The organism is Arthrobacter sp. NPDC097144 (assembly GCF_044762205.1).
Taxonomy (GTDB): domain Bacteria; phylum Actinomycetota; class Actinomycetes; order Actinomycetales; family Micrococcaceae; genus Arthrobacter_B.
In genome coordinates this window covers 240,518-256,423 of the sequence record NZ_JBIWDW010000006.1, presented here as the reverse complement: position 1 = coordinate 256,423, position 15,906 = coordinate 240,518, and the positions used below count along the sequence as shown (strand labels likewise).

The following is a 15,906-nucleotide window of genomic DNA, read 5'->3' as shown; positions in this document are numbered from 1 at the left end:
CTTGACAGGGACAGCCGGCAGGACAGCTAGAGACGGAAGCGTGGATTAATACGTGAGCAGCGATCAGAGTTCAACAACTCTGCAGGACGCAACACTGGACGGGGCCGATTCCGTGATGGGACCGACAGGACGCCCGCTGACGGAATTCCCCGAACCTCCGGTGCTCAGCTCGCACGGTCCCGCACGGATCATCGCCATGGTGAACCAGAAGGGCGGCGTGGGCAAGACCACGTCCACCATCAACCTCGGCGCTGCGCTGGCTGAGGCCGGCCGCAAGGTCCTCCTCGTGGACTTCGATCCGCAGGGCGCGCTCTCCGCAGGCCTGGGCACCAACCCGCACGAGCTGGACCTCACCGTCTACAACGTGCTGATGGACCGCAAGGTGGACATCCGCGAGGCCATCCACCGGACGGGCATCGAAAACATCGACCTGCTGCCCGCCAACATTGACCTCTCCGCCGCCGAAGTGCAGCTGGTCAACGAGGTGGCCCGCGAGCAGGTCCTGGAGCGCGCACTGCGCAAGGTTTCAGATGAATACGATGTCATCCTCATTGACTGCCAGCCGTCCCTGGGGCTGCTGACAGTGAATGCCCTGACTGCAGCACACGGCGTGATCATCCCGCTGATCTGTGAGTTCTTTGCCCTGCGCGCCGTAGCACTGCTCGTGGAGACCATCGAGAAGGTCCAGGACCGGCTCAACCCCGGACTGCAGATCGACGGCGTCCTCGCCACCATGTACGACGCACGCACACTGCACAGCCGCGAAGTCATCTCCCGCCTGGTGGAAGCCTTCGGCGACAAGGTCTTCGAGACCGTTATCAAGCGGACCATCAAGTTTGCCGACGCCACCGTGGCCGCAGAGCCCATCACCACCTACGCCGGCAACCATCCCGGCGCCGACTCCTACCGCCGCCTGGCGAAGGAACTGATTTCACGCGGCGGTGCCCCCTAACCGCTGTGGCAGCAGGCATTGTGGATTTTGCGGCAGGGGAGCCGGCTGCGCCGGCCGTGCGTGGCTTCCGGGTCCGGCTGGAGAACTTCAGCGGACCGTTCGACGTCCTCCTGGGGCTGATCTCCAAGCATGAACTGGATATCACCGAAATAGCCCTCGCCGCCGTCACGGACGACTTCATCGGCTACATCCGTGCCCTCGGCACTGAAGAGCAGGCCTGGGCGCTGGATGAAGCCAGTGAGTTCCTGGTGATCGCCGCCACCCTGCTGGACCTGAAGGCAGCCCGGCTGCTGCCGGCCGGGGACGTGGAGGACGCTGAGGACGTAGCGGTGCTGGAAGCCCGCGACCTTCTCTTTGCCCGGCTCCTGCAGTACCGCGCGTTCAAGGAGATTGCCGGCCTCCTGGACAGCAGGCTCCGCGATGAAGCGGACCGTTTTCCGCGGCAGGTGAGCCTCGAACCGCACTTTGCAGCCATGCTCCCGGACTTGATCTGGCGCACCGGCCCGCAGGATTTCGCGACTCTGGCCACCAAGGCGCTCACTCCGCGGGAGCCGGCCCCCGTCACGGTGGGCCTGACACATCTGCATTCGCCGAAGGTCAGCGTGCGGGAGCAGGCGGACATTGTTGCCCGCCGCCTCATGGCAGCGGGACAGCTGACCTTCACCGCACTGGTGGACGACGCCGGCAGCTCGGTTGCCGTGGCCCGGTTCCTGGCGCTGCTGGAATTGTTCCGCGACGCTGCCGTGTCTTTTGACCAGCCCGATCCGCTGGGCGAACTGATGATTCTGTGGTCCGCGGCGCCCGGAACCTGGCCTGCCGTCAGCCGGTCAGGCAACCTTGCGAACAGTGACCCCTTGGAGAGAAATGCAGCAGAACCCGTTGACTGAACCGGATCTTCCCGGCGCACCCGGCTCGGATTCCGAACCAGCAGCCGAAGCCGAAGCGGCAGCTGACCTCCGAGCCGCTGTGGAAGCGGTGCTCATGGTGGTTGACGAACCGGTCACGCCCGAGGAGCTTGCAGGCGTCCTTGAGGTTGCGGTGCCGCTGGTGCAGGAGGTCCTCACGGAACTGCAGCGTGAGTATGACGGTTATACTGGGGGAGGACCCGGTGGCACAGTACGTAGTTTTCCTTCAATGCGAGGTTTTGAACTGCGGGATGTGGCCGGCGGCTGGCGGATCTACTCCCGCGCCGAGTTTGCACCCGTGGTCTCGAAGTTCGTCCTGGGCGGCCAGAGTGCTCGTCTGACTCAGGCAGCACTGGAAACCCTGGCCGTGATTGCCTACCGGCAACCTGTCTCCAGGGCGCGGGTATCTGCCATCCGGGGTGTCAATGTTGACTCCGTTGTACGAACCCTGGTTCAGCGCGGACTCATTGACGACGCCGGTGTGGAAGCCGAGACCGGATCAATGATGTACCGGACCACGCCGTATTTCCTGGAACGGCTGGGGCTGGGCAACCTGAACGAACTTCCGCGGCTCGCACCGCACCTGCCCGGGCTGGAAAACCTGGCTGAATTTGAAGACACTACTTACTAACCGCTACACCCGAAGGACTTTTGATGACACAGGCACCCCGCTCCGGATCAGGCCGTAACAACCCGCGCAGCGGCGGGGGAGCAGCCGGCGGCAAGTCCTTCGGCAAGGGCTCCAAGCCCGCTGGCTCCCGCACCGGCGCACCCCGCGGCGGCCGTTCGGCCCAGCGCGATCCCGGCATGAGCGCCGGAGAATTCCGCGCCAACGGCTACCGTCCCCGCGAGGAATCAGCCGAAACCCGTCCCGAGAAGTTCCGCTCAGCGGCTTCCCGGGCCTTTGACGGCAAGGGATCCGGCGCGCCCAAGGGAGCGTCCAGGGGCTCCGGCGAGTCCAGGCCTGCCGGCTCCGGCCAGTTCAAGCCCGAGGGCTACAAGGCCGGCGCGCCCAAGTCCGCCAAGCCGTACGGCACCAAGGGCGGCGGTTCACGCACCGGAGGTCCGCAGTCCGGCCAGCGCAAGAGCGGCGACCGCGCGTTCCGCAACGAGCGCTTCGGGCAGAACCTGGGCACCGTCAAGCGCACCACCACTCGCCGTCCCGCCAAGCCCGTCATCTCGGATCACCACGATCCCGAGGGCGTCCGCCTGCAGAAGGTCATGGCCCAGGCGGGCGTGGCTTCGCGCCGGGTCTGCGAAGACATGATCCGCGAGGGCCGTGTGGAGGTCGACGGCGAAGTCGTCACCGAGGTCGGTGTCCGCGTTGACCCCTCGCAGGTTGCCATCCATGTGGACGGCATGCGCCTGCAGCTGGACGAACACCTGAAGTACTACGTCTTCAACAAGCCCAGCGGCGTGGTCTGCACCATGGATGACCCTGAGGGCCGCCCGTGCATCAGCGACTTCCTCAAGAGCACCAACAAGCATGAGCGCTTGTTCCATGTGGGCCGCCTGGACACCAACACCGAGGGCCTGCTCCTGCTGACGAATGACGGCGAGCTGGCCAACCGCCTGACGCACCCGTCCTACGAAGTGCCCAAGACGTATCTCGTGCAGGTCCGCGGGCCGATGGCCCACGGCGTCGGCGCCCAGATGCGTGAAGGCCTGGACCTCGAGGACGGCTTTGCGCAGGTTGACTCCTTCAAGCTGGTGGATTCCACTCCGGGCCACCTGCTGGTAGAGGTTGTGCTGCACTCCGGCCGCAACCGCATTGTCCGCCGCATGTTCGAGGCCGTCGGCCACCCGGTGGAGCGCCTGGTCCGCACCCAGGTTGGCCCCATCCGCGTGGGCGACCAGCGCCAGGGCAGCATCCGCGTGCTCGGCCGCACGGAAGTTGGCCACCTGCTGGCCTCCGTAGGCCTCTAGGCAGTGGGCGCGGCACAGGGCTCCGCCACGCATCTGTCCGGTCCCGTTCTCGTGATCGGCACCGGACTGCTCGGCACCAGCATTGGGCTGGGACTCAGTGCGCGCGGGGTGGACGTTGCATTGTCGGACATCTCGCCGTCCACGGCGGCCGTGGCCCGGGACATCGGTGCCGGCCGCCTGCTGGAGACGGTGGAGGAAGGCTTTGCCCCGGAACTGGTGGTTGTTGCTGCGCCCCCGGACGTCACCGCGGCTCTTGCCGAACAGGCGCTGAAGGACTGGCCCCACGCAGTCGTCGTCGACATTGCCAGCGTCAAGGGCGCGGTGCTGTCCGACCTGCGTGCCTCCGGCGCGGACCTGAGCCGCTACGTGGGCACCCATCCCATGGCGGGCCGGGAGAAGTCCGGGCCCGTTGCCGCGCTGGGTGAGCTGTTCACTTCCATGCCGTGGGTCATTTGTGCTGCGGCCGAGAGTTCCCCGGCGGCGGTCAAAAGCGCCGAGGCGCTGGCGATCGACCTGGGCGCCGTGGTCTCGCGGATGAGCGCCGAGGACCACGACCAGTCCGTGGCGCTGGTCTCGCACCTGCCGCAGGTCATGTCCTCGCTGGTGGCCAGCCGCCTGCAGGACACCCCCGGCCAGGCCATGGCCCTGGCCGGAAACGGGCTGCGGGACGTGACCCGGATTGCAGCCAGCGACCCCAAACTGTGGGTGCAGATCCTCTCCGGCAATGCGCCGCGGCTGGTGGAAATCCTCTACGGCGTCCGTGATGACCTGAACCGTCTTATTGCCACGCTGGAGAACCCGGTGGCCGACGGCGCCCGGCTGGACATGGCACAGCTGATTTCCGAAGGCAACACCGGCCAGGCCCGCATTCCGGGCAAGCACGGAGCGCCGCCGCAGTCCTTCGTGTCCTTCACCGTCCTGGTGGATGACACGCCGGGGCAGATTGCCCGGCTGTTGACGGAGATTGGCGAGATCGGCGTGAACCTGGAAGACCTGCGGCTGGAGCATTCCTCCGGCCAGCAGGTGGGCCGGGCGGAAATTTCCGTCCTGCCCAGCCGGGTGCACAACTTGGTACATGAATTAAGCGCCCGCGGGTGGAAGGTAGTGCAGTGAGTGTAGAACGCAATCCGGCCGAGTTCCGGCTGGGAAAGCCCCTGGTCGTGGCCATTGACGGCCCGTCCGGATCCGGCAAATCCAGCATCAGCAGGGAAGCCGCACGCCGGCTCCGTGCGGCGTACCTGGACACCGGCGCCATGTACCGCGCAGTAACGCTGTACTGCATGGAAGCCGGCATCGACCTGGCGGACGCCGCTGCGGTTGAGGCCGCCGCCCGCGCCGCGGACATTGACCTGAGCACCTCTCCCGACGCCGAATGGGTGCGCGTCAGCGGCCGCGACGTCACGGATGCCATCCGCGAACCGATCGTGTCCTCCTCCGTCAGCGCCGTTGCCACCGCGCTGGGGGCCCGGGCCGAACTGGTCCGCCGCCAGCAGCAGATGATTGCCGATTCGGGACTGCGGATCGTGGCTGAGGGCCGTGACATCACCACCGTCGTCGCGCCCCGGGCCGAAGTGCGTATCCTGCTCACCGCCTCCGAAGAAGCCCGCCTGCGCCGGCGCGGCGTCCAGCTGGGCGGCACGCAAAGCGCGGCGCAGCTTAAGGAACAGGTCCTCACGCGCGATGCCAAGGACTCCACGGTGGTTAATTTCCAGCAGGCCGCCGACGGCGTGGTCACCATCGATTCCTCCGATCTGGACTTTGAACAGACCGTCCAGGCGGTGCTCGACGTCGTGTACACCAGCACGCACTAGGACCAACACCACAGACCAAGCAGCCGTGCACCGGCAGGGCCCAAATGCCCTGCCGGTGCCGCGCGTGTTTCAATGGACTGGTGGAACTGCGGTGTTAACACCCGCGGAACCCACACACACTTACCGGGCTGAACGTCCGGAGACGGCCTGCTTGCAGTGCTGCAGACCTCAACGGAAAGAAAGCAAAAATGACTAACTCCTCATACTCCGGCGCTGCCGGCGACGAGACTGGCCAGGAAGAATACGTTCCGGCCGGAGAGGACCAGGTAAACGAACGCCTGGCCAACATGGACGACGCCGAGACCGAGCTGCGCGCCGAAACCCTGCGCGCCGGCCTATCCGACTATGAACTTGACGAAGAAGACGCCGCGCTGCTTGAGGGCGGCTTCGAGGAATACGACGACGACGCACCCCTGCGCCAGGATCCCGTCGTTGCCATCGTGGGACGCCCTAACGTGGGCAAGTCCACGCTGGTGAACCGTATCCTGGGCCGCCGCGAAGCCGTGGTGGAAGATACCCCGGGCGTGACCCGTGACCGCGTGTCCTACCCTGCCACCTGGAACGGCGTGAACTTCACGCTGGTGGACACCGGCGGCTGGGAGCACGATGCCCGCGGCATCCACGCCCGTGTGGCCGGACAGGCCGAAGTGGCCGTCGACGTCGCCGACGCGGTCCTGCTGGTAGTGGACGCCACCGTTGGCATCACCGCCACCGACGAAGCCGTGGTGCGGATGCTCCGCGGCAAGGGCAAGCCCGTCATCGTCGTCGCCAACAAGGTGGACGACATCCAGAACGAAGCCGACGCCGCCCAGCTCTGGGGTCTCGGCTTCGGCGAGCCGTACCCCGTTTCCGCCCTGCACGGCCGCGGCACCGGTGACATGCTGGATGCCATGATGGAGGTCCTTCCGGAGTACTCCGCCTACGGTGGACTGGACAAGACCGGCGGCCCGCGCCGCATCGCGCTGATTGGCCGCCCGAACGTGGGCAAGTCCTCGCTGCTGAACAAGCTGGCCGGTACCGATCGCGTGGTTGTTGACGACACCGCCGGAACCACCCGTGACCCGGTTGATGAGCTCATCGAGCTCGGCGGCCGCACCTGGCGCTTCGTGGATACCGCAGGTATCCGCCGCCGCCAGCACATGGCCCAGGGTGCTGACTTCTACGCTTCGCTACGTACCCAGTCGGCCCTGGAAAAGGCCGAGGTTGCCGTGGTGCTCCTGGCCGTGGACGAAGTTCTTTCCGAGCAGGATGTGCGCATCCTGCAGCTCGCGATCGAGTCCGGCCGTGCCCTTGTCCTGGCCTTCAATAAGTGGGACCTGCTGGACGATGAGCGACGCCGCTACCTGCAGATCGAGATTGAGCGCGACCTGGCCCATGTGGAATGGGCCCCGCACGTGAACATCTCGGCCATGACCGGCTGGCACAAGGACAAGCTTGTTCCGGCATTGGACAAGGCCCTGGAGAGCTGGGACAAGCGAATCCCCACCGGCAAGCTCAATGCCTTCCTGGGTGAGCTCGTGGCAGCCCACCCGCATCCGGTGCGCGGCGGCAAGCAGCCCCGTATCCTCTTCGGCACGCAGGCATCCTCGCGCCCGCCGAAGTTTGTCCTCTTTACCACCGGATTCCTGGATCCGGGCTACCGCCGCTTCATCACGCGCCGCCTGCGTGAGACGTTCGGCTTCGAGGGAACCCCCATTGAAGTCAACATGCGCGTGCGCGAAAAGCGCGGCAAGAACCGCTAGCAATTGGGGCCCCGGATGCCTGTGCGGCGTCCGGGGCTTTCCCGATTCGGGAAATTCACCAATCATGGGGTAGAGTATTCGAGTTGCTTCGGCCGAAAATAAACCGGCAGAACAGCGGGTTGTGGCGCAGCTTGGTAGCGCACCTGACTGGGGGTCAGGGGGTCGCAGGTTCAAATCCTGTCAACCCGACAAATAGCCCGGCAGAACGAAAGTTCTGCCGGGCTTTTGTTGTTTAACGCGGCGTTGTCCTTCCGGGCAGCTCACTCCTCTAGGCGATCAGCGCGGCAACGTCGTCAGACACCGCGGACATTCTGTCCTGGAACTGGTGGCCGCCCGTCTCATGCCGGCGGAAGACCGCGTGAGGCATCCGGGGTGCAAAGCGGGCAAGATGATCAAACGGCACCGTGGAATCATCGCGGCAATGGTGGAGAAACAGCGGGAGATCATCGGGAGGGGTGAAGCCGGCCGGCAGTGCGTACTCCGCCTGCCATCCCTCAGATCCCCAGAACGGAGCCGCCAGGAGGACCAGTCCGCTGAGCCTCGGGCCGGACCAGCCATCCGCGAGACGGAGGAGGGCCATCGATGCCCCAAACGAATGCGCCACGGCTACCACATCCGGGCCCATGAAATTCAGCTGCCTGTCCAACTGCTTGAGCCAGGCAGCAGCCGACATGTCCTCATCCGGAAAGTGCGGCATCTGGACGGCGGCATTAACCAGCGGATTGGAATCCAGGAGCGCGCGCAGTTCTGTAGCCATGGGCTGGTCGTCCGTCCAGCCGCCGGCGCCATGCATAAAGAGGACGTCCATCGAGGGCTCCGTTCAAGTGCCGCTGGTCAGGTCATGGGCGTCTCACCAGTGTAGGGAGCAGCTGGGTATGGCGGGTGATCCGGCGCGACGGCGTTAAGCGCACCCCTGTCAGCGCGGTGGCGCGTCAGCGCTCTGCTTCCCTCCGGCGGTGACGCTCAGCTTGAACTGGAGACCGAGCGTCTGTTGCTGTTCTCGACGGGCTGGCCCTTCACGCAGCTATGCGTCCTGCAAGCGCGGCCGCCGGCCGTTTGTCCGCTGTTATGAATCATCATTTGGAACAACTTGCGGTTATGCCGACTGATTGATGCGGATGAGGTTGCCGGCCGGATCGCGGAAGGCGCAGTCCCGGACCCCGTAATCCTGATCGATCGGTTCCTGGACGACGTCCGCCCCGGCGGCTTCCATCCGTGCGAAGAGCCCGTCCAGATCCTCGGAGGCCAGCGTCACCGAGGCGTAAACCCCTTTGGCGATCAGTTCCAGGATGGTGCGGCGCTCGTCGTCGGTAATCCCCGGATCAGCGGCCGGCGGCTGCAGGACAATCGAGGTTTCCGGATGCCCTGCAGGCCCGACGGTAATCCACCGCATGTCCTCGTAGCCCACGTCATTGCGAACCTCAAAGCCGAGGATGTCGCGGTAAAAGCCCAGCGCGGCCTCTGCATTGGTGTGGGGAAGGAAAGCGTAGTGAATGCTGAGATCTGTCATGTGCACCACGCTACGGCGATGTTCGGCGGCGCGCTTCTTGATTCCTGACCGGCCTGGTGACCTGCTTGGCCAGGCAGGGTGGAATGCCTGCCGCAGAGGAAGAATAAGTACGGCGGTAAACGCTCGGCGGCACTCCGGCCAGTTCAGTGAACCGTGTGCTGAAAGTGCCCAGGGACGAATAACCCACTGCAAAGCAAATTTCCGTCACGCTGAGGTCTCCCCGGCGCAGCAGCGTCATGGCCCGCTCGATCCGCCGGGTCATTAGGTAGGAGTAGGGGGACTCTCCGTAAATCCGGGAAAACTCCCGGCTCAAATGTCCGGCGGATATGTGGGCGCCGCGGGCCAGCTCTTCCACATTCAGCGCCTCGGCGTAGTCGCGGTCAATTCGGTCCCGGACCCGGCGGATCGAGGCAATGTCGCGCAGCTTCCCGGCGGAACCACTCTCGCTGTCCATGCAGGCCATTGTGGCACCGTCCGGACGCCGCCGGACAGCCCGCCGGATGCCGGCGTTCGCCCGGACGTCAGTCGGGACTCATCCCGCAGGTCAGGTTTACTGCGGATCCGTTCATCGTCTCGGCACCGCCGTCGGCCAGGAAGACCGCGGTGCGGGCAACCTGCCCCAGGGTGGGCAGGGTCCGGCGTGGTCAGCGACTCCTGGAAGGAACGGAACTCAGCCACCGGCATCGGCAGGGCCCAGGAGGCTACCAGGGTGTCGGAGATCCGCTGCGGACGCAGGCACACCGTGCGCACGCCTGTGGGGCCAAGCTCCGCAGCGAACGTTCGGGTCAAAGCCTCGACGGCGGAACATGCCGCCCGAAAATCCGCCCATGCCGCCGATTGCCAGCCGGGCAGGTGACGCGGACGGCATCAAATAGTGCTTTGGCTCGAGCACACACCTTCCGGGGACGTGCAGCCACCCCGCCACTGTCAGTTTGGGATCCGGCAGGGGCTTGCGGCAAGCCCCCTGCCGGCGGAGACAATGAATCGCCTGAGCTGGGAATACGGGGATGAATCGAGGTGAGTCATGATCGATGTTCTTATTGCCGGCGGCGGCCCGACGGGCATTATGCTGGCCTGCGAGCTGCGGCTGCACGGGGTCGGCGTCGTCGTCCTGGAGAAAGACCCGGAGCCAAGCCCAGTGGCCCGCGCGCAGGGGCTGCATGCGCGCAGCATTGAAATACTGGACCAGCGCGGCCTGCTGGAGCGGTTTTTGCCGCTGGGAACGCAGTATCCGGTGGGCGGCTTCTTTGCCGGCATCACCAGGCTGGCGCCGGAAGATATGGGCACCACACATCCCTACGTGCTGGCCATTCCGCAAACCACCACCGAACGGCTGCTGACCGAACGTGCCCTCGAGCTTGGTGCCGTTATCCGGCGCGGCAGCGCACTGGCGGGGCTGAGCCAGGACCCGGGGAGTGTGACTGCGCGGCTCGAGGACGGCACCACGCTTGACTCGCAATACCTCGTGGGCTGCGACGGCGGGCGCAGCACTGTCCGAAAGCTGCTGGGAATCGATTTCCCCGGTGAGCCGGCCGGAAAGGAGTGGCTGCTGGCCGAGGTGTTCCTGAGTGAAGATCCGGAAACCGTGGCTGCCGCTGTCGCTGACGTTCGCGCGGTGCATAAAGATTTCGGCGCGGTTCCGCTGGGGGAGGGCCTCTACCGAGTCGTCGTGCCGGCAGCCGGGGTGGCGGAGGACAGGGACCGGCCGCCGGCCCTGACAGACCTGAGGAGGCAGCTTCACTCCTTTGCCAATACTGACTTTGGAGCACACTCTCCCCGCTGGCTTTCCCGGTTTGGCGACGCCACCCGGCTGGCGCAGACCTACCGCTCCGGGCGGGTCCTGCTGGCCGGGGATGCCGCACATGTCCATCCGCCACTTGGCGGGCAGGGGCTGAACCTGGGCTTGCAGGACGCCTTCAACCTGGGCTGGAAACTGGCAGCCGAGGTGTGCGGATGGGCGCCGGAGGGGCTGCTGGACAGCTACGAGGCGGAACGGCACCCCGTAGCTGCCGATGTCCTGGACAACACCCGCGCCCAGTCCGCACTGCTGTCCACCGAACCGGGCGCACAGGCCCTCCGGAGGCTCTTGACGGAACTGATGGAGTTCGACGACGTCAACCGGCATGTGCTTGAAAAAGTCACCGCCACAGCTATCCGCTACGACTTCGGCGGGGAGCACCCGCTGCAGGGCCGGCGGATGCGGGACATGGACCTGTCCGCCGGCAGGCTGTACGAACAGATGCACACCGCACGCGGAATCCTGCTGGATTCCACCGGCGTTCTCTCGGTGGCGGGGTGGGCGGACCGGATCGACCACATTGTGGACAGCCGCGCTGAGCTGGAGGCACCCGCGGTACTGCTGCGGCCGGACGGCCACGCGGCGTGGGCAGGCGGGGACCAGCAGGATCTGCTGGCCCACCTGCCGCGGTGGTTCGGTTCCGGGTCCTAACGTTTACAGCAGTGCCGACTCGTGTTTGTTGTAGTCGTACTGGGGCAGCGGCTCACCGGCCCTCAGGGTGCGGACCACTGCGGGGTCGGCGAGGTGCAGGCGGCCGATGCCAATGAGGTCAAACTCGTCAGCCGCCAGGCGGCGCAGCAGGTCTTCGCGGTTGTCGAGGATGGGGTTGCCGCTGCTGCGCCGGTCCTTGAGGGCCGAACCGATGCCAACGCTGCCCACCGCCATCGCAGCTGCACCAGTGAGCTGCTTGGCCCACCCGGCGAGCCCCAGGCTGCTGCCCTCGAACGCAGGATCCTGGAACCGCCGTGCGCTGGCGTCCAGCACGTCCACGCCGGCCGTCACGAGCGGGCGCAGCAGGGCGCCCAGCTCTTCCGGGGTGTCTGCCAGCCGTGCGCTGAAGTCCTGCTGCTTGTGCTGGGAAAAGCGGAAAAAGATGGGCAGATCCTCGCCAATTTCCGCGCGGATGGCCCGGACCACTGCCGCCGGGAACGCGGCGCGGCGTTCGGCGTCCCCGCCCCATTCGTCATCTCGGCGGTTGGTATCGGCCCACAGAAAGGAATCCAAGAGGTAACCGTGTCCGCCGTGCAGGGCGACGCCGTCGAACCCTGCCTCAATGGCGCCGCGGGCGGCAGTCCGATATGCCTCAATGACGGCGTCGATGTCCGCCGTTGTCATGGCCCGCGTCGCCGGTTGGGAGGCGCGTACCAGGTCTGATGAGTAGCTGGTGATGCCCGGGGTGCCCCACAAGCCGGAGGGGCGCATGGGGGTGACATCAGTGCCCCCGCCCATGGCCCCCCACAGGGGGCCCACATGCCAGAGCTGCGGAATGATGCGGCCGCCAGCTTCGTGCACACCGTCCACGACGGCGCGCCAGCCGGCCAGGGCCTTGGCACCGAACATGCGGGGCACCGACGCGTGGTCAACGGAAGCGGGATGGTCGATGGCCACGCCCTCGGTGACGATGAGGCTGGTACCGCCCTCCGCGCGGCGGCGGTAATACTGAGCTACGTCCGGGCCGGGAACGCCGCCGGGGGAATACGCGCGGGTCATCGGCGACATGACAATCCGGTTGCGCAGCTGAAGCGACCTGACGGAGAAGCCGCGGAAAAGCGGATCTGCCGCCTCGCTGGGGCCGTTCTTCCCGACGGAGTCCGGCGCCGCGGTCACAGCGCCACGCTCCGGGCACCGGCCAGCAGGGCGCGGGATGCAGCGCGGCCGTCCAGCAGCGAGTTGGTCCGGGCCGTAACCTTCCAGCCGGTGTTGGTGCGTGCCAGCTCCCAGCGGTTGGCAGCGAGGCGGTTGACGTAATACCCGGGTTCCTGCCCGTCACGGTGCCGGACCAGCATCGAGTAGCCGGTGGCGACGGCGGTGTCTGCGTCCACCCGGATGTCCGGGATGCCCATGAAATGGCTTGAGCCTCCCGTGATGATTTCCTGGTGGGAGGGGCCTTCGACCATGGTGCGGAAGTCGTCGGCTCCGGTCAGCGTGCGCTCGCCGTCGCCGTAGCTGAACGTGTAGCTTCCGTCCTCGGTCCACAGCCCGGCCACCTCTTCAGCACTGCCGGAATCCACGGCGGGACCGTAGGCGGCGAGCACAGCCAGGATCTCTCGGTGGTCTTCAAGCCTTTGGATGCGGTCGCGCAGCTCGGCGATCTCGGTCAGTGGACTCATCAGTTGCTCCCCTTCGGTTCCCTTTAGCGTATTCAATATCACTGATGGCTCAAGATGCAAACAAGCGCTTGATCGGCATGAAGGGAACTGTGGAATGAGCGGATTCGAGAAGTACGGGCCTTGGGCACTGATCGCCGGCGGATCGGAGGGCGTGGGTGCGGCCCTGGCCCACCGTCTGGCCGAGCAGGGACTGAACGTGGCGATCGTTGCCCGCAAGCCCGGGCCGCTCGCGGAGGTGGCGGAATCAGTCCGCTCCGCCTACGGCGTGGAAGTCCTGGCCATCGAACAGGACCTGCTGGCCCCCGGCGCCGTCGCCTCGATTGCCGAGCAGCTGGGAGACCGCGAAGTAGGCCTGCTGGTGTCCAATGCCGGTGCCAACACTTACGGCGGCGAGATCGTCACGTCCGACGCCGACCGCGCACAGATGGTCATCGACCTGAACATCACCGTGACCCTGGAACTCATCCGGCGTTTCGGGGCCCCCATGCAGGAGCGGCAGCGCGGCGGCATCCTGCTCACCGGATCCCTCAGCGGTTTCGCAGGCACCGCCGGGATCGGCTTCTACTCCGCAGCCAAGGCTTTTGTCCACAATCTTGCGGAGGCGCTGTGGGTGGAGATGCGCCCGTACGGCGTCGACGTCCTGGAACTCTGCCTGGGGCTGACCCGCACACCCGCGATGGAACGCCTGGGCTTCTCCTTCGATGCGCCCGGCGTGCGTGCCTCTGATCCGGACACCGTGGCGCGTGAGGGGCTGGAGCACCTCACGGACGGACCCAGCTGGATCGTGGATGGCTTTGCCGGGGATGCCGAAACCCGCTCCGCCTTTCCCCGCCGTCCCGTAGTCGAGGCAGCCAACACGCATTACCGGTCACCGGCGCCGGTTGCCTGATTCCCGCCGGGGTGCCGCTCCGGTTGGGGCCCGGCGGCGTCCCGTGCAGGGCAGCCGGAGACCGCACGCCGGGCATTCATTTGAGCCGAAGGGGGTCCCCGGCGGTTGCAGGCCGCGACTCAGGCCCGGCGGTCCGCTAGGATCGATCAACATCGAGAAAGGGCCCGAAATGTCCGATGTCGTTGACTTCGCCATTGTCCTGAATGTTCCGGACCCACCGGCCTCCGTTGATTTCCTCTCCCGGTACTTCGGCTATCGGCCGGTGATGGGCACCTCGGGATATGCCTCCCTGAAGCATCCCGACGGCGGACCGAGCATCATTTTCCTCCGTACCGGCCTGCCGGTGTTCAAGCCCGCGGAAGTTGCGGGCAGCGCGGGCCAGGGACTGCTGCTGGTGCTGGCTGTAAGGGACCTTGACCAGGAGCACGAGCGCCTGGCGGCAGCCGGCGTCGAAGTCGTGACCGCTCCCGAGCCGGAGGGCTGGGGGCAGCGGTTTGCACAGTACCGCGACCCGAACGGTCTCATTGTGCACATGGTCCAGTGGGTGTGAACCCGGCGCGCGTCCTCTCCATATCGCCGCAGGTCGCTCCATAAACTGTGCGTAAAGTCCTCAGTGCCGTGAAAGCGCTCCAGCAGGTAGGCTAGGACAGCCGGTACGGCGAGATTTGTCAGCAGGAACTGTGCGGCCAGCCAGTATGTGAGTGGTTGGCCGCATCTTTTGGGGAGGATGAAGGAAATGGCGCGCGAGGACTACAACGCCGGACAGACCGAAGATCGGCGTGAATTGGGTGCCGAGGACACTACGTCCATCAGTCTGCCGCCTCAGACCGATACGACGTCGGTTGAGCCCAAGCTCAGCATGGATGAGCGCGCGGCGGTAGCTGCCCTGCCCGCCGGGTCAGCGCTGCTGATCGCCCATTCAGGCCCCAACAGCGGTGCGCGGTTCCTTTTGGACCAGGATGTCACCACTGCGGGTCGTCATCCCAATGCTGATGTTTTCCTCGACGACGTGACGGTGTCCCGCAAGCATGTGGAGTTCCGCCGGTCCCCTGAAGGGTTCCGCGTAGTGGATTCCATGAGCCTGAACGGCACCTACGTCAATAATGACCGTGTGGACACGCTGTTGCTGCGGACGGGCAATGAGGTCCAGATTGGAAAGTTTCGGCTCACCTTTTACGCAGCCCGGCCCACGGCCAGCTGAGCATCAAAGAAACACGGCGGATAAAATCCCGCTGCATGTCCAGGGAACACTGAGGGAATAGGTACAAGCATGTCAGCATCACAGCCCATCAGGCGGACCCTGGGCACGGGGAACGAGCGTCTGCGCGGCCGTGTGCTCAATATCGGGGAAGTCCTGAGCGATCTCAGCACGGACTTCCCTGGAATCAGCGCCTCCAAGATCAGGTTTCTGGAGGAAAAAGGCCTGGTCACGCCGCAGCGGACGGCAGCGGGGTACCGCAAATACACCACCGCCGACGTCGAGCGGCTGCGCTTCGTCCTGGCACTTCAGCGGGACCAGTACCTCCCGCTGAAGGTCATCAAGGATTATCTGGACGCCATTGACCGGGGCGAGCGCCCGGAATCCCTGCCCGGGGGGCTCTCGCTGACCCCGCGGGCCGTCTCCGAACAGCTGGCCGGAGAATTGTCCGCCCGGACGTTTGCCCGGGGGCTGACCTTCAACGAGCTGGTCCGTGAATCAGGCGCTTCGGCGGACCTGGTGCGAAACCTCGCCGAGTACGGCCTGATCACGGCACCCGAGAGCGGTGCTGACCCGGCCGTCTATGACGAACATGCGCTGAAAGTGGCCAAGGCCTGCGCAAAGCTCCAGGCTCACGGCATCGAGCCCCGCCATCTGCGTCCCTTCCGGGCGGCAGCGGACCGCGAACTCGGCCTGGTGGAAAGCGTGGTGGCACCGCTGGCCTCGCGCCGCGACGTTGCATCCAAGGCACGGGCTGCGGAAACAGCCCGGGAAATCAGCGATCTCTGCCTGAACCTGCACAGCGCGCTGGTGAACGGACATATTGCACGAATGGAAGGTTGAGG

Annotated in this window: 17 protein-coding genes and 1 tRNA gene; 13 read left to right on the top strand and 5 right to left on the bottom strand. The window is 65.9% G+C overall.

Annotation, left to right across the window (positions count from 1 at the left end; translation table 11 throughout):
• Window positions 1-52 precede the first annotated feature (52 nt).
• From ACIQXM_RS15205 to ACIQXM_RS15170, 8 genes are all read left to right on the top strand, one after another.
• Complete coding sequence (locus tag ACIQXM_RS15205; protein ID WP_400932947.1) at window positions 53-952, top strand: ParA family protein; 900 nt, start codon at window positions 53-55, stop codon at window positions 950-952.
• Window positions 953-969: 17 nt separating this feature from the next.
• Window positions 970-1,839 (top strand): segregation and condensation protein A, encoded by an 870-nt coding sequence (locus tag ACIQXM_RS15200; RefSeq protein ID WP_400932996.1) that lies wholly within the window; start codon window positions 970-972, stop codon window positions 1,837-1,839.
• Entirely contained in the window at window positions 1,817-2,488 is a 672-nt protein-coding gene (gene scpB, locus ACIQXM_RS15195; RefSeq protein WP_400932945.1) for an SMC-Scp complex subunit ScpB, read from the top strand. The genes ACIQXM_RS15200 and scpB overlap by 23 nt, the downstream gene beginning before the upstream one ends.
• A 23-nt stretch (window positions 2,489-2,511) precedes the next feature.
• Window positions 2,512-3,783, top strand: a complete 1,272-nt coding sequence (locus tag ACIQXM_RS15190; protein ID WP_400932943.1) for a pseudouridine synthase — start codon at window positions 2,512-2,514, stop codon at window positions 3,781-3,783.
• Window positions 3,784-3,786: 3 nt separating this feature from the next.
• A complete protein-coding gene (locus ACIQXM_RS15185) occupies window positions 3,787-4,896 on the top strand; it encodes a prephenate dehydrogenase (protein ID WP_400932942.1) in 1,110 nt (369 codons plus the stop codon).
• On the top strand, window positions 4,893-5,594 hold the full coding sequence (gene cmk / locus ACIQXM_RS15180; RefSeq protein WP_400932940.1) for a (d)CMP kinase: 702 nt from the start codon (window positions 4,893-4,895) through the stop codon (window positions 5,592-5,594). Before ACIQXM_RS15185 ends, cmk begins: the two co-directional genes overlap by 4 nt.
• A gap of 188 nt (window positions 5,595-5,782) precedes the next feature.
• The gene (gene der / locus ACIQXM_RS15175) at window positions 5,783-7,336 is read left to right on the top strand and encodes a ribosome biogenesis GTPase Der (protein ID WP_400932939.1); all 1,554 of its coding nucleotides are present in this window, start codon (window positions 5,783-5,785) and stop codon (window positions 7,334-7,336) included.
• A 115-nt stretch (window positions 7,337-7,451) separates the two neighbouring features.
• A tRNA-Pro gene (locus tag ACIQXM_RS15170) sits at window positions 7,452-7,525 on the top strand.
• A 79-nt stretch (window positions 7,526-7,604) separates the two neighbouring features.
• Here ACIQXM_RS15170 and ACIQXM_RS15165 read toward each other — a convergent pair.
• The 3 genes from ACIQXM_RS15165 to ACIQXM_RS15155 form a co-directional block, all read right to left on the bottom strand.
• On the bottom strand, window positions 7,605-8,144 hold the full coding sequence (locus tag ACIQXM_RS15165; protein WP_400932937.1) for an alpha/beta fold hydrolase: 540 nt from the start codon (window positions 8,142-8,144) through the stop codon (window positions 7,605-7,607).
• Window positions 8,145-8,432: 288 nt separating this feature from the next.
• Complete coding sequence (locus tag ACIQXM_RS15160; RefSeq protein WP_400932935.1) at window positions 8,433-8,846, bottom strand: VOC family protein; 414 nt, start codon at window positions 8,844-8,846, stop codon at window positions 8,433-8,435.
• A 10-nt stretch (window positions 8,847-8,856) separates the two neighbouring features.
• On the bottom strand, window positions 8,857-9,300 hold the full coding sequence (locus ACIQXM_RS15155; RefSeq protein WP_400932933.1) for a helix-turn-helix transcriptional regulator: 444 nt from the start codon (window positions 9,298-9,300) through the stop codon (window positions 8,857-8,859).
• Between the two features lie 570 nt (window positions 9,301-9,870).
• Here ACIQXM_RS15155 and rox point away from each other — a divergent pair.
• Window positions 9,871-11,295 carry a rifampin monooxygenase gene (gene rox / locus ACIQXM_RS15150; protein ID WP_400932931.1) on the top strand — a complete coding sequence of 475 codons (1,425 nt, stop codon included), beginning with the start codon at window positions 9,871-9,873 and terminating at the stop codon, window positions 11,293-11,295.
• A gap of 3 nt (window positions 11,296-11,298) precedes the next feature.
• On the opposite strand, the gene ACIQXM_RS15145 is transcribed toward rox, so the two are convergent.
• Both ACIQXM_RS15145 and ACIQXM_RS15140 read right to left on the bottom strand, forming a co-directional pair.
• Window positions 11,299-12,471 carry a 12-oxophytodienoate reductase gene (locus ACIQXM_RS15145; RefSeq protein ID WP_400932930.1) on the bottom strand — a complete coding sequence of 391 codons (1,173 nt, stop codon included), beginning with the start codon at window positions 12,469-12,471 and terminating at the stop codon, window positions 11,299-11,301.
• Complete coding sequence (locus ACIQXM_RS15140; RefSeq protein WP_400932928.1) at window positions 12,468-12,974, bottom strand: nuclear transport factor 2 family protein; 507 nt, start codon at window positions 12,972-12,974, stop codon at window positions 12,468-12,470. The genes ACIQXM_RS15145 and ACIQXM_RS15140 overlap by 4 nt, the downstream gene beginning before the upstream one ends.
• Before the next feature lie 94 nt (window positions 12,975-13,068).
• On the opposite strand from ACIQXM_RS15140, the gene ACIQXM_RS15135 reads away from it, so the two are divergent.
• The 4 genes from ACIQXM_RS15135 to ACIQXM_RS15120 all read left to right on the top strand — a co-directional run bounded on the left by ACIQXM_RS15135 (window position 13,069) and on the right by ACIQXM_RS15120 (window position 15,904).
• Window positions 13,069-13,863, top strand: a complete 795-nt coding sequence (locus ACIQXM_RS15135) for an SDR family NAD(P)-dependent oxidoreductase (RefSeq protein WP_400932927.1) — start codon at window positions 13,069-13,071, stop codon at window positions 13,861-13,863.
• Window positions 13,864-14,032: 169 nt separating this feature from the next.
• Window positions 14,033-14,413 carry a VOC family protein gene (locus tag ACIQXM_RS15130; protein WP_400932925.1) on the top strand — a complete coding sequence of 127 codons (381 nt, stop codon included), beginning with the start codon at window positions 14,033-14,035 and terminating at the stop codon, window positions 14,411-14,413.
• Window positions 14,414-14,599: 186 nt separating this feature from the next.
• Entirely contained in the window at window positions 14,600-15,064 is a 465-nt protein-coding gene (locus ACIQXM_RS15125) for an FHA domain-containing protein (protein ID WP_400932923.1), read from the top strand.
• Between the two features lie 69 nt (window positions 15,065-15,133).
• Window positions 15,134-15,904 carry a MerR family transcriptional regulator gene (locus ACIQXM_RS15120; protein WP_400932921.1) on the top strand — a complete coding sequence of 257 codons (771 nt, stop codon included), beginning with the start codon at window positions 15,134-15,136 and terminating at the stop codon, window positions 15,902-15,904.
• Window positions 15,905-15,906 lie beyond the last annotated feature (2 nt).